The 24,419-nt window shown below is 63.1% G+C and carries 21 protein-coding genes; 2 read left to right on the top strand and 19 right to left on the bottom strand.

Annotated features, from left to right (window positions below; translation table 11 throughout):
- Positions 1–19: 19 nt before the first annotated feature.
- From LIY45_RS21650 to LIY45_RS21570, 17 genes are all read right to left on the bottom strand, one after another.
- Positions 20–781: a PIG-L family deacetylase gene (locus LIY45_RS21650; protein WP_226477543.1), complete on the bottom strand. Its 762-nt coding sequence runs from the start codon at positions 779–781 to the stop codon at positions 20–22.
- Positions 782–968: 187 nt separating this feature from the next.
- On the bottom strand, positions 969–1,628 hold the full coding sequence (locus LIY45_RS21645; RefSeq protein ID WP_226477542.1) for a glycosyltransferase: 660 nt from the start codon (positions 1,626–1,628) through the stop codon (positions 969–971).
- Positions 1,625–2,224: an SAM-dependent methyltransferase gene (locus LIY45_RS21640; protein ID WP_226477541.1), complete on the bottom strand. Its 600-nt coding sequence runs from the start codon at positions 2,222–2,224 to the stop codon at positions 1,625–1,627. Before LIY45_RS21640 ends, LIY45_RS21645 begins: the two co-directional genes overlap by 4 nt.
- Complete coding sequence (locus LIY45_RS21635; RefSeq protein WP_226477540.1) at positions 2,221–2,979, bottom strand: PIG-L family deacetylase; 759 nt, start codon at positions 2,977–2,979, stop codon at positions 2,221–2,223. The genes LIY45_RS21640 and LIY45_RS21635 overlap by 4 nt, the downstream gene beginning before the upstream one ends.
- Entirely contained in the window at positions 2,976–3,974 is a 999-nt protein-coding gene (locus LIY45_RS21630) for an acyl-CoA dehydrogenase family protein (RefSeq protein WP_226477539.1), read from the bottom strand. The genes LIY45_RS21635 and LIY45_RS21630 overlap by 4 nt, the downstream gene beginning before the upstream one ends.
- A gap of 1 nt (position 3,975) precedes the next feature.
- Positions 3,976–6,135 carry a glycogen debranching protein GlgX gene (glgX, locus tag LIY45_RS21625; RefSeq protein WP_017477587.1) on the bottom strand — a complete coding sequence of 720 codons (2,160 nt, stop codon included), beginning with the start codon at positions 6,133–6,135 and terminating at the stop codon, positions 3,976–3,978.
- A 123-nt stretch (positions 6,136–6,258) separates the two neighbouring features.
- Positions 6,259–6,525 (bottom strand): DUF2934 domain-containing protein, encoded by a 267-nt coding sequence (locus LIY45_RS21620; RefSeq protein ID WP_017477588.1) that lies wholly within the window; start codon positions 6,523–6,525, stop codon positions 6,259–6,261.
- Between the two features lie 23 nt (positions 6,526–6,548).
- Positions 6,549–9,305, bottom strand: coding sequence for a malto-oligosyltrehalose synthase (locus LIY45_RS21615; protein WP_226477538.1), 2,757 nt, complete (start codon positions 9,303–9,305; stop codon positions 6,549–6,551).
- Positions 9,302–11,386 (bottom strand): 4-alpha-glucanotransferase, encoded by a 2,085-nt coding sequence (gene malQ, locus LIY45_RS21610; protein ID WP_226477537.1) that lies wholly within the window; start codon positions 11,384–11,386, stop codon positions 9,302–9,304. Before malQ ends, LIY45_RS21615 begins: the two co-directional genes overlap by 4 nt.
- Positions 11,383–13,134, bottom strand: a complete 1,752-nt coding sequence (treZ, locus tag LIY45_RS21605; RefSeq protein ID WP_226477536.1) for a malto-oligosyltrehalose trehalohydrolase — start codon at positions 13,132–13,134, stop codon at positions 11,383–11,385. Before treZ ends, malQ begins: the two co-directional genes overlap by 4 nt.
- A gap of 17 nt (positions 13,135–13,151) precedes the next feature.
- The gene (gene glgA / locus LIY45_RS21600; protein ID WP_017477592.1) at positions 13,152–14,711 is read right to left on the bottom strand and encodes a glycogen synthase GlgA; all 1,560 of its coding nucleotides are present in this window, start codon (positions 14,709–14,711) and stop codon (positions 13,152–13,154) included.
- 523 nt (positions 14,712–15,234) lie between these two features.
- Positions 15,235–16,188: a D-2-hydroxyacid dehydrogenase family protein gene (locus LIY45_RS21595; RefSeq protein ID WP_226477535.1), complete on the bottom strand. Its 954-nt coding sequence runs from the start codon at positions 16,186–16,188 to the stop codon at positions 15,235–15,237.
- A gap of 25 nt (positions 16,189–16,213) precedes the next feature.
- Positions 16,214–17,227 carry an alpha/beta hydrolase gene (locus LIY45_RS21590; RefSeq protein ID WP_226477534.1) on the bottom strand — a complete coding sequence of 338 codons (1,014 nt, stop codon included), beginning with the start codon at positions 17,225–17,227 and terminating at the stop codon, positions 16,214–16,216.
- Positions 17,228–17,283: 56 nt separating this feature from the next.
- Complete coding sequence (locus tag LIY45_RS21585) at positions 17,284–17,715, bottom strand: YqaA family protein (RefSeq protein WP_226477533.1); 432 nt, start codon at positions 17,713–17,715, stop codon at positions 17,284–17,286.
- Positions 17,716–17,718: 3 nt separating this feature from the next.
- On the bottom strand, positions 17,719–18,165 hold the full coding sequence (locus tag LIY45_RS21580) for a DUF411 domain-containing protein (protein WP_226477532.1): 447 nt from the start codon (positions 18,163–18,165) through the stop codon (positions 17,719–17,721).
- A gap of 154 nt (positions 18,166–18,319) precedes the next feature.
- Complete coding sequence (locus tag LIY45_RS21575) at positions 18,320–18,775, bottom strand: SRPBCC family protein (protein WP_226477531.1); 456 nt, start codon at positions 18,773–18,775, stop codon at positions 18,320–18,322.
- A gap of 91 nt (positions 18,776–18,866) precedes the next feature.
- On the bottom strand, positions 18,867–20,861 hold the full coding sequence (locus LIY45_RS21570) for a methyl-accepting chemotaxis protein (protein WP_226477530.1): 1,995 nt from the start codon (positions 20,859–20,861) through the stop codon (positions 18,867–18,869).
- 200 nt (positions 20,862–21,061) lie between these two features.
- Here LIY45_RS21570 and LIY45_RS21565 point away from each other — a divergent pair, with 200 nt between their 5' ends.
- Positions 21,062–21,460, top strand: coding sequence for a hypothetical protein (locus LIY45_RS21565; protein WP_201124411.1), 399 nt, complete (start codon positions 21,062–21,064; stop codon positions 21,458–21,460).
- A gap of 6 nt (positions 21,461–21,466) precedes the next feature.
- Here LIY45_RS21565 and LIY45_RS21560 read toward each other — a convergent pair whose 3' ends face one another.
- On the bottom strand, positions 21,467–22,462 hold the full coding sequence (locus LIY45_RS21560) for an aldo/keto reductase (RefSeq protein ID WP_226477529.1): 996 nt from the start codon (positions 22,460–22,462) through the stop codon (positions 21,467–21,469).
- Positions 22,463–22,581: 119 nt separating this feature from the next.
- Here LIY45_RS21560 and LIY45_RS21555 point away from each other — a divergent pair, with 119 nt between their 5' ends.
- Positions 22,582–23,499: a LysR family transcriptional regulator gene (locus LIY45_RS21555; RefSeq protein WP_226477528.1), complete on the top strand. Its 918-nt coding sequence runs from the start codon at positions 22,582–22,584 to the stop codon at positions 23,497–23,499.
- Here LIY45_RS21555 and LIY45_RS21550 read toward each other — a convergent pair.
- Positions 23,490–24,395 carry an AraC family transcriptional regulator gene (locus tag LIY45_RS21550; protein ID WP_226477527.1) on the bottom strand — a complete coding sequence of 302 codons (906 nt, stop codon included), beginning with the start codon at positions 24,393–24,395 and terminating at the stop codon, positions 23,490–23,492. The genes LIY45_RS21555 and LIY45_RS21550 overlap by 10 nt on opposite strands.
- Positions 24,396–24,419: the final 24 nt, after the last annotated feature.

The raw sequence follows: 24,419 nt of genomic DNA, 5'->3' as shown, positions 1-24,419 counted from the left end.
TATAGACGAGTTGATGGGCCTACAAAAAAACGATCTCATAGGGCTCGCGCATGCGCTCCAGCAGCACCTGCGCCAGGATCGGCGCCAGGCCGATTTCCGGATCGCCCGCCAATTGGCTGGCATAAGCGTGGGCGGCATGCAGCTTGCGGGCGACGCTCCAGGTATCGAGCCGTACTTTGCGTGCGCGCTGCCAGGGGATTGCAGCGGCCTCTCGCGCGGGCCAGTGCCACGCCCAGATCGGCAGTTCGTGCAGGCGCACGCCTTTGAGTCCGCAGGCCTTGGCCGTGGCGCGGCCTACGGCGTCATGGTCGTCGTTGCCGTCGTTGCGCCACGTGGTGAACACCACATCACCGGGTTGCAGATAGCGCGCGATGAACTGGCTCATCTGCTGCTCGCGCGCGGCCAGGGCATTGTCGGCAAAGCCGCCACGGATCCATTTCAGGCTGTGCAGGGGCACCCCCAGGCGGCGCAGGGCTTCGACACTTTCCTGGGGCCGCACCACACTCAGGCGTTTGACCGGCCAGACGGTGGAACCGGGGTGGCTGGCGCTGCCGTCGGTGATAGAGATCAGTTGCAGAGGGTATTCAAGGGTGCTGAGCAATTGCAGCAGACCGCCACAGGCGAGCACTTCGTCACCGGGATGGGGGGCGATGACCACCACGCGGGCGCCGGCTGGCACCAGGGTTGCGGGGTTGATGGCAGGGATTTGCGCGAGTTGCGGGGCGCTGTTCCAGATTTGCGCGGGGCCCCGGCGGTTGTCACTTAACAGTGCAGGCTTCATGAGTGTCACGTCCTTGTTCATCGGTGGTGCAGGCCGTACCCCGTTGACGGGACGGCTCTTGTGGTACGCGAGTGGCCTACAAGGCGCGCTCGCGGCGCGTCGGCGTTCCAACCCTGGATTGCCGTGCAAGGAATACTGATGATAGTTATGAATCGCCGCTTTAACACCGCCGGGTGTCGCAATTTTTTCAGGACGCGTGCATCAGGCTCTTCAGGTAGTCACCGAAGCCGCCCTGGGCGCGGCAATCCAGGCGGGCGCTGGTAATCACCTGAGGCGAGTGGCTCCAGGCAATGGAGGCCCCGCAGCGCTCGAGTTGGCGCACCAGTTCCACATCTTCATGGCAGGGCAAGGGCTCAAACCCCCCAGCGCGTATGTAGGCTCCCGCGCTGATTCCAAGGTTGGCACCGTGGATATGCCGATGGCCGTCCCGGGCTTCATAGGCCTGGTGATAGCGGATTTGCGCCGCCGGGTCGAAGTCTTCGCTCCAGGCATCCACCGTCACCGTGCCGCACACGGCATCTGCACCCAGGGCCAGTTGGGCCACCAGCCAGTCGGGGGCGACGCGGCTGTCGGCGTCGGTGCAGGAGATCCAGCGCGCGCCGTTATTGAGCAAGTGCCGCGCACCCACGCCACGCACGTGGCCCACGTTACGCGCCTGCACCTCCAGGCTTTCCACGCGGTATTCGCGGGCGATCATGGCACTGCGATCGCTGCAACTGTCGAGCACCACCAGGATCTGCACTTCTTCGCCCAGCAGGCCCGGATGACTGGCGGCGACCATCGCGGCTTTCAGGCATTCGGGCAGCAGCTTTTCTTCGTTATGCACGGGTATCAGAATGCCAATCATCGCAGTCCCTCCAGGGTTGCAACCGTGGTGCCGTCACGGCTCCACAGGTCCATTAGAAAATCGCTTTCGTGATGCTGCGTCAGATGTGGCATATCCAGTCGCTGGGCGAGCCGGGCGTGCACCTGCTCGGCGGTCTGGGGGCAACCTTCGATGGGCGGGCGCCAATGGCAGGCGAGGATTTGTCCGTCGGGTGTCAGGCAGGCGAGGGCGCGATCGATCAACCCATCGAAATCCTTCGGGTCCAGGTAGTAGCACAGCTCGCTGAGCACGATCAGCTCGAAGGTTTCACTGGGCCACTGCTCCGGCAATCGGCTCTGCTGCACCGTGGCATGGCTGAACCCCCGCAGCCGCGCCTGTGCCAGGCTGACGGCCGCTTGCGCCGTGTCGCAGCACAGCAGGCGGTCACAGCGCGGGGCCAGCTCGAAGCTCAGCTCACCGTTGGCACAGCCCGGCTCGAAAATCGAGGTGTAGCGGGGCCGGGTCAGCATCGCCAGGGTCAGGGCCCGCTTGCGTTGTTCGTACCAGCGTTGGCGAAAGGCCCAGGGGTCGTCGTTGCCGGCGAACAGCTCATCGAAGTAGGGCGTGGCGACACTCATACAAACACCACTTCGAAGGGTTGCAACAGGCGCTCCAGCACATAGGGCGCGAGCACCGGCGGCAGGCCGATCTGCGGGTCGCCTTCCAACTGGCTGGCGAATGCATGAATGGCGTGCCGTTTGCGGGCCACTTCCTCAGGCGTTAGAAGGATCTTGCGCGCGCGGTGCCAAGGCACCTGGCCGTCTTCGGGGGTTGCCCAGTGCCAGGTCCACACAGGCAGTTCCAGTAAGGTAGCGCCCACGGTCCGCGCAGCCTTGGCACTGGCCCGGCCTACGGCTTCATGGTCGCAATGACCGTCTTCGCGCCAGGTGGTGAACACCACGTCGCCGGGCTTGAGGTAGCGTTCGATAAATTGACTCAAATCCTCTTCGCCCTCGGCCACCTGGCTGTCACGAAAGCCGGCCCGCAGCCATTTCAGGCTGTGCAACGGCAAGCCCAGTCGATGCAGGGCCTGCGCTGACTCTTGCGGCCTGACCACGCTCAGACGTTCCACTGGCCAGCGGGGTGAGCCGGGATGACTGGCGCTGCCGTCTGTGACGGAGATCAGCAGCAGGGGGCGATGCAGCGCGGCGAGGCCTTGCAACAGGCCGCCGCAACCGAGGACTTCATCGTCCGGATGCGGCGCGATGATCACGGCACGGCGGCCTTCAGGCACCAGTTCGGCAATGGTGACGCAAGGCAGTTCGGCCAGCCGCGACGAGCTTTGCCACAGGTGCAATGGGGTGCCCTGGCCAACGATCGGATTGGTTTTCACAGTTGCCACCTCCCTGTGGGCTCGCCGGCGACTTGTTCACCGAGGGCCGCCAGGTCGCGTTCGGCGTGGCTCTGGCGCAGGTACACCGGCAAGTCGGCCATCAACTGCGCGAAATGCGGGTCCTTGCAATACGGGCCGGCCCCCAGCGCACGACCGACGTGATGGATCACCTGGTCGACCGTCTCCTCGATACAGGCCCGTGCCTGTTGTGCCAATAGCCGGGCATCGGCCTTGGGTTGGCGGTCGATATGCGTGGCGCAGTCACGCAGCACACAGGCCGCGCTGTGCAAGGCGCTGTCGACGCTGCCAAGGTGTGCCAGGGCGTGGGGCTCCGGGCGCTTGCTGCATTGCTCGCGCAAAGCCTCGGCCAGGCGTTGTGCCGCGCCGTACCAGCAAGCGGCGATGCCGATGCCGCCTTGCCAGAAGCCCGGGCGTGCCAGGTAGTCCCCAGGCTTGCCGATAGCCAGGCCAACGGCGTCATGGAAAAGCACTTCAACACTGCCGGTAGCGGCCATGCCCACGGCGGCCCAGCCCTCGTCGGTGACGGTTACGCCGGGCTGGTGCATTTGCACTGCAACCAGTTGCTGGCGATCCTCATCATCCCACGCCGTGAGCAACCCGTGGCTGACCACCGCCGCGCCCGAGCACCAGGCCTTGCGGCCCTCCAGCCGCACGCGCTGGCCCTCGCGCCGGATTCGCACCTTGGCGGTGGGCGGCTCGGCCGCCCACATGCCCCACGTGCTGCCAACCGGCGGCAACGGGCTGCCGAGTTCCGCGATGATCGCCAGGGCGTCCGTGTGGCCTTCAAACAACTTGCACAAGCGCAGGTCATGACCCGCTACTTGCGCCAGTCGGCTGAAGCGTTCCAGGGTCTGGCCGCTGCCCGGCAAGGGCAGCTGATCCAGGCCTTCCTCCACCAGGGCCCGCATTGCCGCGCCTAGGGCCTGGGTGTTCGGGTAATCCCGATAGCCGCGAAGAAACTCATGCAAGGCCATGTCACACCTCGTCCTCATGCTGCAATTCAAACAGCAGCAGCGAACGCCCGGTGACGGCGTATTCGTGATCGAAATCGAAGCGCTCCTGGCCTCGCACCGCCGGCTGGTTGGTGTCGAGCATGCAGGTCCAAAAGCCGCCATCCGGCACCGGCGGCAGGCGGAAATTGACCATGTCGTGGTGGGCATTGACCACCAGCAACAACGTGGCATCGGCGCCTGGGCGGCGAATCCCGGTTTCCTGGGCGCGACCATCCATCAACATGCCGAGGCAGCGGCCGTGGCTGTCCTGCCATTGCTCGATGGTCATCTCATCACCGCTTGGCGCAAGCCAGGTGACGTCCTTGACGCCGATGTCTTCATTGTAGTCGCCCACCAGGAAGCGTCCGCGACGCAGGATCGGGTACGCCAGGCGCAGCTTGATCAGGCGCTTGACGAACTTGAGCAGGGCCTTGCCGTCTTCATCCAGATCCCAGTTGATCCAGCCGATCTCGCTGTCCTGGCAATAGGCATTGTTATTGCCGTGCTGGGTGCGGGCGAACTCGTCACCGGCCACCAGCATCGGCGTGCCCTGGGCCAGCAGCAACGTGGCGAAGAAGTTACGCATCTGGCGCAGGCGCAGCGCGTTGATTTCCGGGTCGTCGGTGGGGCCTTCGACACCGTGGTTCCACGACAGGTTGTTGTTGCTGCCGTCCTGGTTGTTCTCGTCGTTGGCCTCGTTGTGCTTGTCGTTGTAGGACACCAGGTCATGCAGGGTGAAACCGTCGTGGGCGGTGATGAAGTTCACCGAGCTGTACGGCCGGCGACCACGCTGGTTGAACATTTCGCCCGAGGCCGTCATGCGCCCGGCAAAGTCCGCTAGTTGGCCGTCGTCGCCTTTCCAGAACGAGCGCACGGTGTCGCGGAAGCGGTCGTTCCATTCCACCCAGCCCGGCGGGAAGCCGCCGACCTGATAGCCACCGGGGCCACAGTCCCAGGGCTCGGCAATCATTTTCACCTGGCGCAGCACCGGGTCCTGGCGGCAGGCCACGAGGAAACTGTGGCGCTCGTCGAAACCGTCGCGGTAGCGGCCGAGAATGGTTGCCAGGTCGAAGCGGAAACCGTCGACGTGCATCTCGGTGGCCCAATAGCGCAACGAGTCGGTGACCATTTGCAGCACGCACGGGTGGCTCAGGTCGAGGGTGTTGCCGGTGCCGGAATCGTTGATGTAGAAGCGCTTGTCATCGGGCATCAGGCGGTAGTACGAGGCATTGTCGATGCCGCGCATGGACAGGGTAGGACCTTGCTCGTTGCCTTCGGCCGTGTGGTTGTAGACCACGTCCAGAATCACTTCCAGCTTGGCTTCATGCAGGTGCGCAACCATCTCCTTGAACTCGGCGATCTTGCCGCTGGCCAGGTAGCGCGGGTCGGGGGCGAAGAACGCGATGCTGTTGTAGCCCCAGTAGTTGGTCATGCCTTTTTGCAGCAGGTGCTGGTCGTTGACGAAGGCGTGCACCGGCAGCAACTCCACCGACGACACCCCCAACTGGCGAATGTGCTTGAGCACATCGTCAACCATCAGCCCGGCGCAGGTGCCGCGTACGTCTTCGGGCACCGAAGGGTGGCGCATGGTGATGCCGCGCAAGTGGGTTTCATAAATGATCGTGCGGTCCCACGGTGTGCGCACCGGCTGGTCGTTGCCCCAGGTGTGGGCCGGGTCGATGACTTTGCACTTGGGCACGAAGGGCGCGCTGTCGCGTTCGTCGAAACTGAGGTCGGCGTCCGGATGGCCGATGGTGTAGCCAAACAGGGCTTCGGACCACTTGAGTTCGCCCACCAGCTGCTTGGCGTAGGGGTCGATCAGCAATTTGTTGTGGTTGAAGCGATGGCCGTTGGCCGGGTCATAAGGACCGTACACGCGGTAGCCGTAGATCAGCCCCGGATGGGCGTCGGGCAGGTAGCCGTGGAAGGTCTCGTCGGTGTACTCCGGCAGTTCGATACGCTCCAGCTCGACTTCGCCGCTGTCGTCGAAGATGCACAGTTCGACTTTGGTGGCGTTGGCCGAGAACAGCGCAAAGTTGACCCCCAGACCGTCCCAGGTCGCGCCGAGGGGGAAGGGCAAACCTTCACGAATCCGCGACGGCTCGTTTTCCGGCGTCGAGTTGGGCTTGTTGGGTTTGCTCATTGAGATGCTCCTGCAAAAGGGTTTTTCCGGGCCGAACGGGGCCTTGCCGGCGTGAAGCCAGAGAGAAATCGGTGGTTGGATAGCCTCCTGCGGTGCGGGCGCACGCGCAGGAGGATCTTCGGGTCAGGGGGCCTTGGGCTTCTTCGCCGCAGGTTTCTTCGCGGCTGGCGCAGCGCTTGGCTTGGCTGCCGGCTTGGGCGCTGGCGCTGGCGGCTTGGGTTTAGGCTTGGGCTTGGCGGCGGCCTTTGGCGCTTTGGATGGCGTCAAGGCTTCGGCTTCCGCCAGCTTGCGCGCCATCTCCCAGTGTCGCGCGTCCTCGCCGTGGGGTTTACCTTCCGACTCCCAGATCTGATGCGCCAGTTCGCGTATGCGTTTGTCTTCAGTACTCATCGCAATGCTCCTCACAGAAAATTTCAGCTTTCTTGATCATCAGGATTGATAAAGACATTGACCGGGAAGTCCCCCAGGGCAGCGCTGATCATGAGCTCCTTGTTTGGTGTGACTGCGCCTGTTCGGAAAAGTCCCTTCCAATTTCGGGTTGAAGCGGCGAACGGTAATCGGACCCGGGTATCGCCCCAAATCTGCGCGTTGACCAGGGGGTACACACCGTTTTCAAGCAGCCGGTGAGGCCAGCGTGGCACCACCACCAGCAGCTGTTTGCCCTGGTATTCCCGGTAGAAAGCGACCACCCGTTCGGCGTGTTCGCCCACCACTTCCAGAGGCTCGTAGGTGCCCTGGCGAAACAGTTGCGGATGCACCTTGCGCAACCCCAGGACCTGGCTGATCAACGCCTGTTTTATACGCCCGTCATGCCAGTTGAACATCAGCTCGCCGATGTCCGGCGGCGTGTGCAGCCCCTGTTGGCGAGCTCGATAGTCCACCGGCCGACGGTTATCAGGGTCTACCAGAGTGAAGTCCCAGAACTCATCCCCCTGATACAGATCCGGCACGCCCGGCACGGTGAGGCGAAGCAAGGATTGCGCCAGCCCGTTGAGGGCGCCTGCGGGGGCGATGGCCTGGGCGGCTTCGCCGATGGCATCGCGCAAGGCCTTGCCGGAGTCTTCCAGCAGCAGCCGCGACAGGAACGCTTCGACCCCTTGTTCATACAGCTCGTTGGGCGCACTCCAGCTGCTCTGCAGCTTGGCTTCGCGCAGGGCCTTTTGTTGCCACTGCCAGAGGCGCTGGTGATAGTCCGCCAGGCCCTCGGTATCGTCGCGATGCAGGTCCAGGGGCCAACTGCCCAGCAGTACCTGATAGAGGATCAGCTCGTCACCGGCTGTGGGGGTGTTGGCATCGCTGCGCAGGCGGGCGGCGAGGGGGCGCCATTGCTCCACGTGCTCGACATACCAGTCGGCGGCCTCGCTGAGCACGGCCAGGCGCGCACGGGTATCTTCGCCGCGCTTGTGGTCGTGGGTGGCGGTGGCCAGCAGGTTGTCGGGGAAGGTGCGCAGGCGCTGTTGATTCACTGCGTGGAAGTCTTCCAGCGGTGCGCTGAACTGTTCGGTGCTGAAGCCCACGTCGTTGCGCGACAGCAATACGCCGGAGCGATAGAACGCGGTGTCTTCCACGGCCTTGGCCGCTGCCGGCGAAGTCAGTTGCTGGAAGCGCACGCAGGCGTGCTTGAGCATCTTGCGTTCGCGGCCCAGTGGGCGGTCGCGCCAGGGTTGGCCGCCGAGCCATTTTTCCAGGTAGTCGAGCACCGGCCAGTCGCCTTCGCTCAAGGTGCTGCGGGCGCCGGCCAGGGCTTGCAGGAAAAACACGTCGTCCAATTCACTGCGGCCCCGGGCGCTGATGTAGGTGCGGTACACCGGGAAGCGCACGATCAATTCCTGCAACGCGCGGCGGATCGCACCCAGGGTCAAGTCGCGGCTCATCACATCGTCCCGGGCCACTTGCAGCAGGGCCCGGGCTACGCTTTCAAAATCCCCGGCCAGGGAGCCGTTGAGGATTTGCTGCCGGGCCAGCCAGGCTTCTTCGATAAACGAAGACGGGCGTTCGGTGTGGCGGGTCCATAACTCGGCCAGGGGGGCGAAGCCATCCGGGTCGTGTTGCAGCAATGACAGCTGGTTCATGAATTCATAGCCGGTGGTGCCGTCCACCTGCCAGTCTTCGCGCAAGGTTTCACCTTCGCCGAGGATCTTCTCGACGAAGATCGGCAAGTGCCGCCCGCCCGCCAGGGAGTCCACCCGGCGGCGCAGTTTGCGGCAGTAACCGCGCGGGTCGGCGAGGCCGTCGATATGGTCGATGCGCAGGCCATCGATCAGGCCTTCGCTGATCAGTTGGAAGATCTTGCCGTGGGTCGCCTCGAACACCGCGCTGCGCTCAACCCGCAGGCCGCCCAGCTCGTTGACGTCGAAGAACCGCCGCCAATTGATATCGTCTGCCGCCGTGCGCCAGCTGGCGAGGCGATAGCTTTGTTGTTCCAGCAGGTGGTGCAGACGGGCAAACCCTTCGGGCTGACGCGCATCATAGAGGCTGAGGTTGTCTTCGATGGCCTTCAAGGTTTGCGGATCGCGGGCCGCTTCGACCAACTCCTGTTTCAGCGTGGCGGCCTGGAGGTAGGCGTCTGGCTGGTAGGCCAGGCCGCTGAAACGGTCAGCCAGTGTCTTGATCGGCAGCAGTTCGCCGTAATCTCTTGGGCAGATAGGGAAGCGATGTTCGTAGTGTTCAACGTAGAAGTTGCCGTGCTGCGGGTCGAAACGCAGGGGCAGGGCACCGGTTTGCAGGGCTTCGCCGTAGTCACTGCCGAGGAACGGCATCAGCAATTGGCCTTTGAGCAGCGGGTCTGGCGAGTGCCATTGAATGTCGAAGAACTCGCTGTAGGGACTCAGGCGGCCCCATTCCAGCAGGTCCAGCCACCACAGGTTATCGGAGCCGCCGACGGCCATATGGTTGGAGACGATATCGAGGATCAGCCCCATCTCATGTTCGCGCAGCGCGGCTACCAGCCGGCGCAGCGCCGGTTCGCCGCCCAGCTCGGGATTGACGGTGGTGGGATCGACCACGTCATAGCCGTGCATGGAGCCGGCACGGGCACTCAGCAGCGGTGACGCGTAGAGATGGCTGATGCCCAGCTCGGCGAAGTACGGCACCAGGGGCACGGCGTCGTCGAGGGTGAAGCCCTTATGAAATTGCAGGCGTTGGGTGGCCCGTAGCGTCAATGGCTTCATCGGTCACGCTCGTAGGCCTGGATACGCGCCACGGCCAGCAGTTCAAGGCGGCGGGCGGCGTTTTCATCATCGAGCAGGGTGGCGGCATCGCCCGCCAGGCGACGGCGCCAATTTGGATGGGTGTCAGTGGTGCCGGGCAGGTTGGATTGCTCCTCAACCCCCAGGGCATCCTCCAGCGGCAGCAATACCAAGGGCGCACGGGTGTGGCCCAGGTAGCGCACGCTGGCGTCGATGACGTGGTCGGTTTCGTTGCGCACTTCGTCGGTGAAGTTCTGCGGGTCCTGGCTCAAGGCCTGGCGCAGCGCCTGGCGTTCCCGCAGGCGATGCTCGCTCCATTGTTCGACGGTGGGGGCATCAATCAGGCCCAGCTGGATATTCCAGTCGATATCGCGGCTGTGCCACCAGCCATTGAGGGTCGGCAGGTCGTGGGTGCTGGTGGTGGCCAGCGCGTTGTCCGGCCAATCCAGAATCGGCTTGAACTGGCCGTCGTGGCCTTGCTCGAACAGCAGCACGCGCATGCCGAGGATCGAGCGGGCGATGAGTTTTTCCCGCAGGCCGTCGGGCACGGTGCCGAGGTCTTCACCGAGGACGATCGCCTGATGGCGGCTCGACTCCAGCGCCAATAAGCGCAGCAGGTCGTCCACCGGGTAATACAGGTAGGCACCTTCGCGCGGTGAGGCATTCATCGGGATCACCCACAGGCGTTGCAGCCCCATCACATGGTCGATGCGCAAGCCGCCGGCGTGGGCGAAATTGGCCCGCAGCATTTCAATAAAGGCGCGAAAGCCATTGCGCTTGAGGCCTTCGGGAGAGAACGCGGAAATGCCCCAGCCCTGGCCGGCGCGGTTGAGGATGTCCGGTGGTGCACCTACGGTCAGTTCTGCCAGCAGTTCATCCTGCCGGCTCCAGGCCTGGCTGCCGCCGCCGTCGGCGCCCACGGCCAGGTCGGCGATCAAACCCACGCCCATGCCACTGCCGCGCGCCGCTTGTTGTGCGCGCTCCAGGCAACGGGCGATCAACCATTGGCTGAAAGCGTAGAAGCCGATTTCATCCCGATTGGCTTCGGCAAATTGCACCAGCGCCGGGCTTTGCGGGCTCTGCCAGTCCTCGGGCCAGTGACGCCAGTCGAGGCTTTCGCCGCTGGCCGCACGTTCGGCCTGCACGGCTTCGAAGCGGCAGTGGTTTTCCAATGCTTCACCGCCGGCCTGACGGAAGCTCAGGAAGTCGGCATGTTGCGGGTGGTCGCCCCGCCGGAAGTCTTCATACAGCGTGCGCATCAGGCGCTGCTTGGCTTTGGCCGCAGCCGGCCAGTCGATCAGTGATTGCTGCTCGAGGTCATGCAGTTCGTTGGCCAGGCCGCTGGCTTCGATGGCGATTTGCACCGCACGTTCGCCAAGGATACAGCCGGGGGAGGCGTACAAACTGTTGAGGAACAGGCGACTGGACGGGGAATACGGGCTGAAGCGCTCGGTGTCGGCGCTGAACATCGCGTGCATCGGGCTGATGGCCAGGGCATCGGCACCGCGTTCGGCAGCCGCGCGGGCCAGTTGCTCCAGGGCCTGGGTGTCGCCGAAGCCGCCGTCGCCGCTGCGTCGCAGGGAATACAGTTGGGCGCTCAGGCCCCAGGCGCGGGCGGTTTCGGTGTCGACCGCTTCAGCGACGGTGTAGCAATGGGTCGGTGCCACGGCCAGGGTGAAATGCTGGTCGGCGATGTGCACGTGTTGGTAGCCCACCGGAATCGATCCGGGCAACACCGCATGATCGTCCAGGCGCAGGTCCAGCACGCTGTCGTCTTCAAGGTGAATCTGGCACGGCGTACCGGGGGCGAAGTAGCGCGCCAGGTCCAGGCCCGCGCCGCTGTCGACGGTCATCAGTGGCGGCAGGTGCTTGTCTTGCTGCACGCGCTCCAGGTCTCGCAGGCTGGCTTCGATCTCGGCGTCGTTGTCGGCCGGGTGGCCCAGGCCTTTGAGCACGGCGCGCAGGGCGTCGGCTTTGACATGTTGCGGGCGGCCATTCGCGTCGATCCAATCGACGGCCAGGCCCGCTCGGCTGGCGAGTATTTCCAATTGCGCGTCGCTCAAGGGTGCTCTCCAACAGGGGAATGGGTGAGGCTGACGCGGGCGCTGAAGGGGGCCAATTGTTCGGCCCCGCTGGCCTGCGTCACAAATAGGAGGTGCTCGGCGGCCGGGTAGTTCAGAGAATCGGCGCTCAGGTTGAGGTCGATCTGCAACAGGCTGCCATTGCCCAGGCGCCAGCGCGCCGTGACTGCGCCCGCCGCCAGCACTTGCGCACCCAGGGCGAGGCTGCCGGGCAGGTGCGGCACGATATGTTGGTGGCGCAGGCTCAGTAGCTGGCGGTAGAGCTGCGAGTCGCCGCAATCGGCGAGGGCGGGCGCCGAGCGGCGGAAGGTTTGCAGGGCGTTGGGGTCGGGAATTCGTTTGCGGCGCTCGGGGTCGCTGAACGAGGCAAAGTCGGCAAACTCGTTGCGTCGGCCTTCGCGTACCGCCTCGGCCAGTTCGCCGTGGTGATCGGTGAAGAACAGGAACGGTTCCTCGGCGTTGACTTCATCGCCCATGAACACCAACGGGATCATCGGCGACATCAGCAACAAGGTCGTCGCGGCAATCAGGGCCTGGGGCGAACAGAGTTGATGCAGGCGTTCGCCCAGGGCGCGGTTGCCGATCTGGTCGTGGTTCTGCAGGAACAGCACAAACGCGCTGGGCGGCAGGTGGCCGCTGGGCTCGCCGCGTGCGTGGCCATGGCGGGTGGTGTGGCCCTGGTAGATAAAGCCTTCACTCAGGCAGCGGGCGAGTTTGCCGGTAGGGTCTTCGGCGAAATCCGTGTAGTAGGCGTCGGTTTCGCCGGTGAGCAGCACGTGCAGGGCGTTGTGGCCGTCATCGTTCCACTGCGCATCGAAACCGCGCTCCAGCAGCCTGGCCTGGTTGAATTCGTTTTCCAGCACCAGCCACACATGGCGGCCGGTGTCGACTTGCTGGCGGACTTTCTGGGCCAGTTCTTCAAGAAACGCCGGATCGTTGATGGCGTGTACGGCGTCCAGGCGCAGGCCGTCGAAGCGGTATTCCAGCAGCCACATCAGGGCGTTGTCGATGAAGAAATCCCGGACTTCCCGGCGGTCAAAGTCGATGCCGGCGCCCCAGGGCGTGTGCACGTCCTCGCGAAAGAAGCCTTTGGCGTAGGTGCCGAGGTAGTTGCCGTCGGGGCCGAAGTGGTTGTAGACCACATCAAGAATCACCGCGAGGCCATGGTGGTGCGCGCTGTCGATCAACTGTTTCAGTTGCTCGGGCGAACCGTAGGAGGATTGGGGGGCGTAGGGCAGGACACCGTCGTAGCCCCAGTTACGTTCGCCGGGGAACTGCGCGATGGGCATCAACTCGATGGCGGTGAAGCCCAGTTCCGCGAGGCGCGGCAGTTGTTTCTCGACCTCGGCGTAGCCCCCCAGTACGCCCACGTGCAACTCGTAGATCACCGCTTCGTGCCAGGGCCGGCCTTGCCAGTGGCTTTGACGCCACTGATAGGCCAGCGGGTCGACCACCACGCTGAAGCCGTGAACGTCCGTGGCCTGTGCCCGGGAAGCCGGGTCGGGAACGTCCTGTTCGCCGTCGATGTTGTAGCGGTAGCGCGTGCCGGGTGGGCATTGCAGCTGCACCACAAACCAGCCATCGGCCTGGGGCAGCATCGCTACCGATTGACCTTCTTCAAATTCAACGCTGACATAAAACGCGTCTGGCGCCCACAAGGCGAAACGGGTGTGTTCCGCATCCAGCATGATCGCGCCGTGGGGCCAGGTTTCCAGAGTCCTTGACGGCATCTATGAAGACCTCTTTTTTACTGTTTCCCCGATCTTCCCAGCGCTTTCGCTACCAGTTGCTCATAAAGTTCGGCATAGGGTTCCACTGCCTGGCACCAGTTGAACGGTGCGGCCATGGCCCGGCAACGCATGGCGTTGAGCAAGCCTGGGAAGGCGAAAACCTTGAACGCACGGCTCAGGGCCGCTTTGTAGCTTTCGACAGTGGATTCGTTGAACAAGAAACCGGTCACGCCATTCTCGATGGTGTCGGCCAGGCCACCGGTGTTGCGGGCGACCGGCAACGAGCCGAAGCGCTGGGCGTACATCTGGCTCAGGCCGCAGGGTTCGTAGCGGGACGGCATCAACAGGAAGTCGCTGCCGGCGAACATGCGCCGGGCGTCAGTCTCGTTGAAGCCAATGCGCACGCCGATCTGGCCGGGAAAGCGCAGGGCCAGGGCACGCATGGCCTGCTCTTCTTCCGGCTCGCCACGACCGATGATCGCGATCTGGCCACCGTTTTCGACAATAAAACTGGAGACCGCTTCGGTCAGGTCCAGGCCTTTCTGGTAGACCAGGCGCGACACCACGGCGAACAGCGGGCCGGTGGAGTCGTCGAGGCCGAACAGGTTGCGGACATGGGCGGCGTTCTGAGCCTTGCCTTCCCAGTCACCGATGTTGAAGGGGTGGGTCAGGTGCGGGTCGGTGGACGATTCCCAGCTTTCATCAATGCCGTTGGGAATACCGCTGAGCAAGCCTTGCTGGGTCTTGCTGGCGAGGAAACCGTCCAGACCGCAGCCGAATTCGGGGGTGGTGATTTCCTGGGCGTAGGTCGCGCTGACCGTGGTGATGTGGCTGGAATACGCCATGCCGGCCTTCAGGAAAGACAACTTGCCGTAGAACTCCATGCCTTCCTGTTGCAAGGCGTGTTCAGGAATCCCCAGTTCCGGGCACGAGGCCAGGCTGACCACGCCCTGGTAGGCCAGGTTATGAATGGTGAACAACGTCGGGGTGCGTGACCCACGCCAGTGCATATAGGCCGGGGCCAGGCCGGCGGGCCAGTCATGGGCGTGCACCAGGTCCGGGCACCAGTGGATTTGCGCCAGGTTGGCCGCAATATCGGCGGCAGCCAAGCCCAGGCGGGCGAAGCGGATATGGTTGTCGGGCCAGTCGCGGCCATTGTTGGCGCCGTAGGGCGTGCCTTCGCGCTCGTAAAGCTCGGGGCAGATCAGCACGTAGATGACCAGGCCATCCTTGAGGTCCATGCGCCCGATCTTGCACGGCGGCAACGCGGCGTGGCCGCCCAGCTCACCGATGATATGAATGGGGTTGTCGCTGTCCAGCACCTGCGGGTAGCCGGGGATCAGCACGCGCACATCGTGCAGGTGCGCCATGGCGCGGGGCAGGGCGGCGGACACGTCGCCCAGGCCGCCGGTTTTTACCAGGTCGGCTATTTCGGATGTGACAAACAGCACTTTTTTGCGATTGGGATTGACACGTGGTACTGGCCGCACCGTGTTGGGAAGGTCGGCCAATGAGGTCGGCCCGCCAACCGGCTGACTAAAACGCTCTCCCTGAGTATCTACAGCGGCACTGATCATGGTTCTCTCCCGTGTTTTGGTCGGCTGATGGCATATGGCAATCAGCGAAGGTTGACCGCATCCTGCGGCCAGGCGCACAAGCGCTACACAGACTGGCAAGCCTTATGCCAGTTGTGCTGGAGTCTTAAATAGAGTGGATGGACGGGCGTTCGGTGTGAACCGTCAGCGCTCGCCTTACCTTAAACCTGACCTGTGGCAGAGTTGGAAAGTTTCGATTTTTTGCGGGGTTTTTGTTTTGGATCGGACCCATCGGTCATGAGTCTAGGACAGATCCTAGAGCCTGTGGGGTCTGAGGGGTATTTTTGTAGGACAAATTTTTTTCATGCGGGGGAAGTACCGTTCTCCCGTATTGAGAAGGCGCTTTGTGGCGGGGGGGCTTGTCCCCCGTTGGGCTGCGCAGCAGCCCTTCAAGGGGCATGGTGTGCGCTCAGGCAGACCGCAGTGCCTGATTTAGGGCCGCTACGCAGCCCAACGGGGGACATGCCCCCTCGCCACAGCAGTGCGTCTGCGCGATTTTGGTGCGTCAGCTCAATGGGCGAAGGGGCGCTCCTTTGGCCCATGACTGAATATCTTCGATCATCTGCTGGTAGAACTGGCGGTAGTTCTGCTGGCTGACGTAACCCACATGAGGCGTGGCCAGTACGTTGGGCAACTGGCGGAACGGGTGGTCGGCCGGCAGCGGCTCCTGGGCGTACACGTCCAGTGCCACGCCCGCCAGGCGGCTACTGGCCAGCGCATCGATCAAAGCCGCTTCGTCGACAATCGGCCCGCGGGCGGTGTTCACCAGATGCGCCGTAGGTTTCATCCAGCCCAGCGCCTCGGCGTCCACCAACCCACGGCTGCGGTCGCTGAGTACCAGGTGAATCGACAACACGTCCGCCTGTTCAAACAGCTCGCGTTTGCTGACCCAGGTCACGCCGCTTTCGGCGGCGCGTTCCGGCGTGAGGTTTTCGCTCCAGGCAATCACGCGCATGCCGAACGCCTGACCAAACCTGGCGACCTTCTGGCCAATGCTGCCCAGGCCGAGAATCCCCAGGGTCTTGCCGTACAGGTCGCCGCCCAGGCCCACCTGCCAACCCCCGGCGCGCAGGGAATTGGCTTCGGCCAGCAGGTTACGGGTGGAGGCCATGATCAGCGCCCAGGTCAGTTCCGGGGCGGCGTGCTTGTAACTGTCGGTACCGCAGACTTGAATGCCCAAGGCCTTGGCCGCAGGAATGTCGATGGCGGCGTTGCGCATGCCGCCGGTCACCAGCAACTTCAGCTTGGGCAAACCTTGCAGGAGGGCCTGATCGAACGTGGTGCGCTCGCGCATCACGCAAATCACCTCGAAGCCCTGTAAACGTTCGATCAAGGTGGCGGTGTCCGCCGGGTAGTCGTGGAGGAAGTGCACCTGGCCGACCGACGTCAGGACTGACCAGTCCACTACGCCACTGGCCACATTCTGCCAATCATCAATCACTGCGATCTGTACCGACATGCACGCGTGCCTCGAAAAGGTTGGATTAAAGGGCGTTCAGCCCTTGCAACAGCGCTTTGTGAAACTGTGCCGGCTCTTCCATTTGCGGTGCGTGGCCCAGGCCCGGGAATTCCACCAGGGTGGCGTGGGGAATCAGCTTGGCCACTTGTTTGCCCAACACCGCGTAGTTGCCGATCTTCGCCTTGACCGACGGTGGCGCCAGGTCTTTGCCAATGGCGGTATTGTCGGACGTGCCGATCAGCAGCAGGGTGGGCACCTGCAGGTCCTTGAACTCGTAGTACACCGGCTGGGTGAAGATCATGTCGTAAATCAGCGCCGAGTTCCACGCCACCTGGGTGTGGCCGGGGCCTTTATTCATGCCGGCGAGCATATCGACCCAGCGCTCGTATTCAGGCTTCCAGCGGCCGACGTAGTAGGTGTCGAGTTCGTACTTGCGGATGCCGTCGGCGGTCAGTTTCATCTCGCGCTCGTACCATTGGTCAACACTGCGATAGGGCACGCCAATGGCCTTCCAGTCTTCCAGGCCGATCGGGTTCACCAGTGCCAGCTGTTCGGTTTGCTGCGGATAGAGCAGGGCGTAGCGCGTCGCAAGCATGCCGCCGGTGGAATGGCCGAGGAGGGTGGCCTTCTGAATGCCGAGTTTTTCCAGGAGTTGGTGGGTATTGATCGCCAGTTGCTGGAAGCTGTACTGGTAATTGTCGGGCTTGCTGGAGGTGCAGAAACCAATCTGGTCGGGGGCGATCACGCGGTAGCCGGCGTCGCTCAAGGCCCTGATCGAATCCTCCCAGGTGGCGCCGCAGAAGTTCTTGCCGTGCATCAGCACGATGCTGCGCCCGTTGGCCTTGCCTTTGGCCGGCACGTCCATGTAGCCCATCTGCAGGGATTTGCCCTGTGACTGGAAGGTGAAGTGTTCCACCGGGTAAGGGTATTTGAAACCTTGCAGTTCGGGGCCGTAGGTCGGGCCCTCGGTGGCGGCAAAAGCGGGAAGGGCGCTGCCGAGCAGCAGGCTGGCGACGCAGAGTGAGCGGATTTTGGACATGGGTACAGGCTCCGGGAACAGTGCCCGGATGCTGTGGCGAGGGGATTAACGGGAGATTAAATCCAGTGCAGGGTGAGCAGGGCCAATACCCCGTAGCGCGCCCCTTTGGCGAGGGTCACCAGCAGCAGGAAACGCCAGAATGGTTCGCGCATGACCCCGGCCACCAGCGTCAGCGGATCGCCGAGGATGGGCACCCAACTGAGCAACAATGACCAGTGGCCCCAGCGTTGATAGTGGGTACGGGCCTTTTCCAGAGGCTGTGGACTTACCGGGAACCAGCGCCGCTCCTTGAACCGCTCCACCGAGCGGCCCAGCAGCCAGTTCACCACCGAGCCCAATACGTTGCCAAGCGTTGCAACTCCGAGTAGCAGCCACAGGCTGTAATGCCCGCTGACCAACAGCCCCACCAGCACCGCCTCTGATTGCATCGGCAACAGCGTGGCGGCGCCGAAGGCGGCGAAAAACAGTCCCAGGTAACCGGCGAGCATCAATCAGCGTGCCGGATAGTCAGCCACTACCACGTCTTTGCCGTCGCGAGTCAGGCCGATGACCTGATAGGCATCGCTGCTGCCGTCCATTTCCATGCCCGGCGAGCCCAACGGCATGCCCGGTGCAGCAATGCCCAGCAAGTCGTCGCGCTTGCGCAGGGCCAGTACCTGATCGGCAGGCACATGGCCTTCGACGAATTTGCCGTCGATCACGCCGGTATGGCACGACGCCAGGCGCGGTACCACGCCCAGGCGTTGCTTGACCTCGCTCATGTTGGCTTCCACATGGTCATTGACCTTGAACCCGTTGCTTTCCAGGTGGGCAATCCACTTCTTGCAGCAACCGCAATTGGCATCACGGTGTACATCAATCGGGATAAGCTCGGCAGCCTGGGCCAGGGTGCTCATGAGCAGGGCCGACAGCGCGGCCAGTCGCAAGGTGGTTTTCATCGTCATCTCGTCAGATAAAGGGCAATAGCCGGGCATTCTCCCTGCTTTTTACAAAAGGTTTCTTGCGGAGTGTTACGAAGTTTTACGAAGCACCGACAGCACCAGAATAACCGCCTGGTGCTGTCGGAAAACTGAGAGGGAGATGACGGATTTGTCAGGTAGACGGGGATTCGAGGCGCTGCTTGAGTTGGTCAAGGGCCTGGTTGGACAGCGCAATCATGCGTGCATGCAAGGTGGTCAGTTGCAGTTCGGTTTCATAGGTGAGGACCCGGGTAAACAAGGTGCCATTGCCTTGGGCCTGCAAGAAATAATGAATGCAGCCGTCGACCGCCAGGGAAGTAAAGGCAGTCTTGAATTCCCGCGGTCGCAGCGCAATCTGCACGCGATAACTCATGGGTACCTGCACACCCAGCAGGTCGATGGTCTCGGTAAAACGGTGGCCAGTGGGCAATGAGCCTGTGGTGCCGGTGTCGGCGCCCAGGGATGTCGGATGCCATTCATGCCAGCGATCCGGTTGGGTGACATAGTCGTAAACGGTTTCGATAGGGACCTGGATATAGCGTTCCTGACTGATCCGCTCCAGACGGATCGGATGCTCAACTGCGTGCATGACACACCTCCTGTGTGGCGAGACTTCGCACAGCGAACTGTCAGAATAGTCTGGCTCCCGCGCATTGCACGGGAGCTTTCAGGCTATTTTTTCAACGCACCTTGAAGCGTCCCATCAATGCAATAACCCGGCCATTGGCATCCAGCAGGCTCTGGGTGTTGTGCTCCGTGGCGTGGCCGCTTTGCACCAGTTCTTCGACCATGTGGCGGATGTGCACCATGCTGCGGTTGATTTCCTCGGTCACCGCGCTTTGCTGTTCGGCGGCGGTGGCGATCTGGGTGCTGAGGTTGTTGATATGGCTGACGGAGCCGGCCATCTCGTCCAACCCTGTGTTGACCCTTGCCGTGGCGTCAGCGGCAGACTGGCAGCTGGCCTGGGTGGCTTCCATGGCCGTCACCGAAGAACTCACGCCTGTGGTCAGGCGCGCCAGCATTTCATTGATCTGCGAAGTGCTGGCCTGGGTACGGGCGGCGAGGGCGCGGACTTCGTCGGCCACCACCGCAAACCCCCTGCCTTGTTCGCCGGCCCGGGCGGCTTCGATGGCCGCATTGAGTGCCAGCAGGTTGGTCTGGCCAGCGATGGCGCCGATCACGCCGAGTGTTTCGGTGATACGGGCGGCGTCCTGGCGCATGTTTTCCACGGTGTGGGTGGCGCTGGAGACTTCGCCGATCAACGCGCTGACGCTACGGGACGCTTCCCCGACCACCACCCGCGAACGGTCGGCATGTTCGTTGGCGCGCTGGGTGAACGCAGCGGTTTCGGCGGCGTTCTCGGCCACGGTGTCGGCGGTGGAGCTCATCTCGGTGATGGCGGTGACGGTCTGGTCGGTTTCCGAGGCATGACGCACCAGGATCTGGTTGGTCTGGGCCGAGGTCTGCTGCAACTGCGCCAGGCTCGACGACATGGCGCCGGTCGCCTGGGTCACTTCACCGATCATGTTTTGCAGGTAGACGATAAAGCGGTTCACCGAATGGCCAATTGCGCCCAGTTCGTCCTCGGCACGGATGGTGATGCGCCGGGTCAGGTCGGCGTCGCCGTTGGACAGCGCGTCGATATTGGTCTTCAGCGCAGTCATCCGGTGTACCAACTGGCGGATGGCGTACACCTGCAACAGCACCAGCAGCAGAATCATCGGGATTTGCAACATCGCCAGCGTACCCAGCACATCATCACGTTGGGCGGTGATCAGCGAGGTGGGCAGTGCGGTGGCGAGGAACCACGGCGTGCCTTCGATCGGACGCATGAAGAAGGTGCTGGCCACGCCCTGGTTGTCGAACTCACTGCGCTGCAGGGATTGGTCGCGATGGGCGAGGCCGGCGCTGACCTGGGCGGCAAACGCCGAGGTGCCGGCCAGTTCGCTGATGTTCTTCAACACCACCGGGCCGCTGATGCGCGTGCTGTTGCTGATGATCTTGCCGTCGCCTTCGACGATCAGCATTTCTGCGCTGAGGTCTTTTTCCTTGCTGGCCACCAGGTCGTTGAAGAAGCCCAGGGTCACGTCGATGGTGGCGACGCCGTAAGCCGCGCCGTCGCGCTGGATGGCCATGGCACAGTTGGTGCGCGGTTCCTGACTGGCGTCATCCTTGTAGGCCGCGGCCCAGGCACATTGGCCGCGCGGCGACGCGAGGCCGCCTTTGTACCAGCTCTGGTCGTAGTAGTTGGGGGCCGCGTCGCTGTTCCAGAACGTATTGACTGCCAGCTTGCCCGAGGCATCGCGGTGCCAGAAGGTGCTGTGCTTGTTGCGTCCCGGGGTGCGTTGGTTGGGCAGGGGCCAGATACCGCCGCCGAACACTTTCAATTCGCCGTACTGGTCCACCAGGCCGGGCAGCACCTTGTCGATGGCGTCGCTGTCCAGCAGCGGGATGGTCTGGGTGATGCTGCGTTGCTGGGCCTGGACCTTGTTCAGTTCGCCCTGGATCTGCTCGGCCACTTCGGCAATGCGATTGAGGGCCACCTGTTCTTCGGTGTGGCGCAGCTTGGGGGCCACCAACTGTCCGATGCCCACGACCGTCAATACGAATAACAACAGGACGAACAGCACCAGAAACAGGGTGTAGCGAGTTTGGATAGAGCGCAATGAGGGCATGGGGTCGTCCTTACGAAGCGTTTATTGTGCGACGCGGCTTTGTTAGAGCTTCGAAGGGCTATCGGCTTGGGAGGGAGGAGCTTTAGGTACTATGGTGCAAGAAAGTAGTACGAATAAATAAAACCTGTAGGAGGCTTCTATTTTGGGTTGCCGGGGTGTTTGATGCGGGCTTGAATCTGCGACGGATCCCCCGGTAAAACATGGACGAAATCATCTATCAGGTGGTGAATTGGCTGAGCATTGAGCACCACACGCGCAGAGGCACCACCAACAACTACCTGGCGCTTTTATACCTGGCCGTCACAATTGGCGGCGTGGTCGTCGCCAGGGAGCTTGCCGCCAAGCGCAAGGCCCTCAAGGCACGCGCCACTGAGGCGTTAACCACTGCGCCATTGACCGCCACCTCATTTACCGAGGAGAACGGCCTACCGGTCAAGTGCACGGGCACCCTGCGACAGGACGCCGACGGCTATACCGTCAGCATCACCCGCAACAGTGTGGAGTCCCACAGCGAGCGGTTGGCGTCGCTGGACGAGGTTGATACCTGGCTGAGAGCCCACACGCCCTTCATCCTGTCGGACTTTCGCAAGCACCCTTGAGGGGGGTTATTTGTCGAGCATCTGCATGACGGCTTCCGGGTAACGCAATCCGGCGGTTGCATTGGCCGGGAAGATCGCCTCCAGCGCCGCCAGCTCGGCCGGGCTCAGCTTGACCTCCAGTGCGGCGACGTTCTCTTCCAGGTACTTGCGTTGCTTGGTGCCGGGGATCGGGATCAGGTAATCCCCTTGCGCCAATACCCAGGCCAACGCCAGCTGCCCGGCGGTCACGCCCTTATCGGCGGCCAGTGCCTGCACCTGTTCCACCAGCAACAGGTTCTTCGCAAAGTTCTCGCCCTGAAAACGCGGGCTGAAGCGGCGGTAATCATCCGCCGCAAAATCATCCGGGCTTTTCAGCGCGCCGGTCAGGAAGCCCCGGCCCAGCGGGCTGTACGGCACAAACGCAATGCCCAGGCGCTGGCAGGCTGCCAGGCAGCCGTTGTCTTCCTGGTCGCGGCTCCACAACGAATATTCGCTTTGCAGGGCACTGATGGGATGAACCTTGTGCGCGCGCTCCAGGGTGGCGGCCGACGCCTCGCTCAAGCCCAGGTAACGCACCTTGCCTTGCTTGACCAGCTCGGCCATGGCGCCCACGGTTTCTTCAATCGCCACGTCGGGGTCGATGCGGTGCTGGTAGTACAGGTCGAGGGTTTCCACGCCCAGGCGTTTCAAGGTACCGTCGATGGCATCCCGAATGTATTCCGGGCGGCCATTCACGCCGCGTATCGTGGGGTTCGACGGGTCGCGCACGATGCCGAATTTGCTGGCAAGAAATACCTGGTCGCGCTTGCCGGCGATGGCCTTGCCGATCAGCGCTTCGTTGGTGTGGGGGCCGTACATGTCGGCGGTGTCCAGCAGGTTGATCCCCAGTTCCAGGGCGCGGTGCAGAGTGGCGATGGCTTCGGCGGTGTCGGTGCCGGTGGTATAGAAATCGGTCATGCCCATGCAGCCGAGGCCGATGGCGGACACCTGGGGGCCGTTTTTACCGAGTTGACGAGTTTGCATGGGTCCAGCTCCTGTGTGGGGAAGGGCTCCATTGTTGCCCTCGACAAAAGCGGGATAAACCGGCTAAAACCACTATCACTATTATGAAATTCTAAACAATCCTCGAAGGAAACCCGCCAGTGGACCGTTTTAACGCCATGCGTGTGTTTGTGCGGATCGTCGAACTGGGCGTCTTTGCCAAGGCCGCCGACAGCCTGCAGCTGCCGCGCGCCTCGGTGACGATCCTGATCAAGCAACTGGAAGCCCACCTTGGGGTGCAACTGTTGCAGCGCACCACGCGCCAGGTCAGCCCGACCCTGGACGGCGCCGCCTACTACCAGCGCTGTGTACGGCTGTTGGCCGACCTTGAGGAAACCGAAGCGGTCTTCTCCACCAGCCGGCGCAACCCGCGCGGCACGTTGCGCATTGATATGCCGTCGGGGATCGGCCGTTTCCTGGTGATTCCGGCGCTGCCCGAGTTCACCACCCGCTACCCGCAGATCGACCTGGAAATCGGCCTTAACGACCGCCCTGTGGACCTGATTCGCGAAGGCGTGGATTGCGTGTTGCGCGGTGGCCTGGCGCTGGACGAGTCACTGGTGGCCCGGCCGCTGGCAATGATGGATCAGGTGACCTGCGCCAGTCCCGGCTACGTGCGGCAGTTCGGCCTGCCGTCGACACTGGATGATTTGGCCGGCCATCTGGTGGTCGAGTACTTCTCCAGCACCAGCGGCAAGCGCTATGGCCTGGAGTTCCAGATGGGCAATGACATACGGTTGGTGGACCTGCCCAAGCAAGTCGCCGTGAACAGCGCCGACGGTTACCTGGCGGCCTGTGAAGCGGGTTATGGCTTGGTGCAGACGCCTTACTATCACGCGGTTCGCCAGTTGGAAGCAGGCACCCTGGTGGAGGTGCTGGCGGACCTGCAACCGCCGAAGTTGCCATTGACCGCGCTGTACCCGCCGCACCGCCAGTTGTCGCAACGGGTGCGGGTATTTGTCGATTGGCTGGTGGAGTTGTGTGCCCGGCCGGGCAACGGGTTGCAGCGTCAGCCTTGAGCCTTGCGATAGGCGCCGGGCTGGAAGCCGGTGACTTTATGGAAGGCGCGGGTGAAGGCGGCCACCGATTGATACCCCACGGCCAGGGATACGTCTGCCACGGTCTGGTCCTGCTTGAACAATTGGCAGGCGTGGCGCACGCGCATCATCAACAGCACTTGCCCCGGCGACTGCCCGCACAGTTCATTGAAGCGCTTGAAGAACGCCGAGCGCGACAAGCCGGTGCAGGCGGCCATGCTTTCCAGGGTCCAGGGATCCGCCGGCCGAGCGATGAGTTGTTCCAGCAGGCGGGCAAACGCCGGTTGCCGGGCCAGCGCCGCGAGGCCGCCGAGTTCGGTGTTGTCCAGCACCTGTTGGCGTAGCACGTACAGGAACAACAGGTGGCACAGGCGCTCCAGCAGGGCGGGCGAGGGCGCCGGCGTGCGCTCGCATTCCTGCAGGATCAGTTCGAACAGGTTGCGTGCGGCCGTCAGCGAAGGATCGCCCGCCCGCAGAATGATCCAGGCGGGCAGGGAGTCGACAATCATCGCCGACAGCCCGGATTGAAAATGAAAGAACCCGCACACCAGGCCCACACCGTCGCTTGCCTGGCTGTCCAGCGGCAGCATTGGCTTGCGCGGGCATTCCTGGGCGCCGGCGGCGGTGCCATCGCTGGACAAGCGATACGCCAGGTCCCGCAGCAGGAACACCGCGTCGCCGTTGTTCAGCGGGTAAGGGGTGGAGTCGCCATCGATGTGCATCCAGCAGTGCCCCTGCACCACCAGATGAAAGCTCGCGCTCGCCAGGCCGTGGGTGCTGGCACGCCAGTCGCCGCAGTATCGCCCGACGTGAAACAGGCTGGTGTTGAGTTCGAGGCTATCTAATAACCAATCGACGAGTGAACTGGACGAATTCATCTAATGGAAAGACTCTAGAGCAAG

Origin of the sequence: Pseudomonas sp. MWU16-30323, from assembly GCF_020515595.1 — a bacterium.
In the GTDB taxonomy this organism is placed as follows: domain Bacteria; phylum Pseudomonadota; class Gammaproteobacteria; order Pseudomonadales; family Pseudomonadaceae; genus Aquipseudomonas; species Aquipseudomonas yamanorum.
The sequence above is the reverse complement of the archived record's forward strand: the minus strand, read 5'-3'. Positions and strand labels throughout refer to the sequence as shown.

Bases quoted from the DNA above. Each gene is read 5' to 3' on its own strand.
- LIY45_RS21650 (WP_226477543.1), bottom strand. From the start codon at position 781: ATGAAGCCTGCACTGTTAAGTGACAACCGCCGGGGCCCCGCGCAAATC.
- LIY45_RS21645 (WP_226477542.1), bottom strand. From the start codon at position 1,628: ATGATTGGCATTCTGATACCCGTGCATAACGAAGAAAAGCTGCTGCCC.
- LIY45_RS21640 (WP_226477541.1), bottom strand. From the start codon at position 2,224: ATGAGTGTCGCCACGCCCTACTTCGATGAGCTGTTCGCCGGCAACGAC.
- LIY45_RS21630 (WP_226477539.1), bottom strand. From the start codon at position 3,974: ATGGCCTTGCATGAGTTTCTTCGCGGCTATCGGGATTACCCGAACACC.
- glgX (WP_017477587.1), bottom strand. From the start codon at position 6,135: ATGAGCAAACCCAACAAGCCCAACTCGACGCCGGAAAACGAGCCGTCG.
- LIY45_RS21620 (WP_017477588.1), bottom strand. From the start codon at position 6,525: ATGAGTACTGAAGACAAACGCATACGCGAACTGGCGCATCAGATCTGG.
- LIY45_RS21615 (WP_226477538.1), bottom strand. From the start codon at position 9,305: ATGAAGCCATTGACGCTACGGGCCACCCAACGCCTGCAATTTCATAAG.
- treZ (WP_226477536.1), bottom strand. From the start codon at position 13,134: ATGCCGTCAAGGACTCTGGAAACCTGGCCCCACGGCGCGATCATGCTG.
- glgA (WP_017477592.1), bottom strand. From the start codon at position 14,711: ATGATCAGTGCCGCTGTAGATACTCAGGGAGAGCGTTTTAGTCAGCCG.
- LIY45_RS21595 (WP_226477535.1), bottom strand. From the start codon at position 16,188: ATGTCGGTACAGATCGCAGTGATTGATGATTGGCAGAATGTGGCCAGT.
- LIY45_RS21590 (WP_226477534.1), bottom strand. From the start codon at position 17,227: ATGTCCAAAATCCGCTCACTCTGCGTCGCCAGCCTGCTGCTCGGCAGC.
- LIY45_RS21585 (WP_226477533.1), bottom strand. From the start codon at position 17,715: ATGCTCGCCGGTTACCTGGGACTGTTTTTCGCCGCCTTCGGCGCCGCC.
- LIY45_RS21580 (WP_226477532.1), bottom strand. From the start codon at position 18,165: ATGAAAACCACCTTGCGACTGGCCGCGCTGTCGGCCCTGCTCATGAGC.
- LIY45_RS21575 (WP_226477531.1), bottom strand. From the start codon at position 18,775: ATGCACGCAGTTGAGCATCCGATCCGTCTGGAGCGGATCAGTCAGGAA.
- LIY45_RS21570 (WP_226477530.1), bottom strand. From the start codon at position 20,861: ATGCCCTCATTGCGCTCTATCCAAACTCGCTACACCCTGTTTCTGGTG.
- LIY45_RS21565 (WP_201124411.1), top strand. From the start codon at position 21,062: ATGGACGAAATCATCTATCAGGTGGTGAATTGGCTGAGCATTGAGCAC.
- LIY45_RS21560 (WP_226477529.1), bottom strand. From the start codon at position 22,462: ATGCAAACTCGTCAACTCGGTAAAAACGGCCCCCAGGTGTCCGCCATC.
- LIY45_RS21550 (WP_226477527.1), bottom strand. From the start codon at position 24,395: ATGAATTCGTCCAGTTCACTCGTCGATTGGTTATTAGATAGCCTCGAA.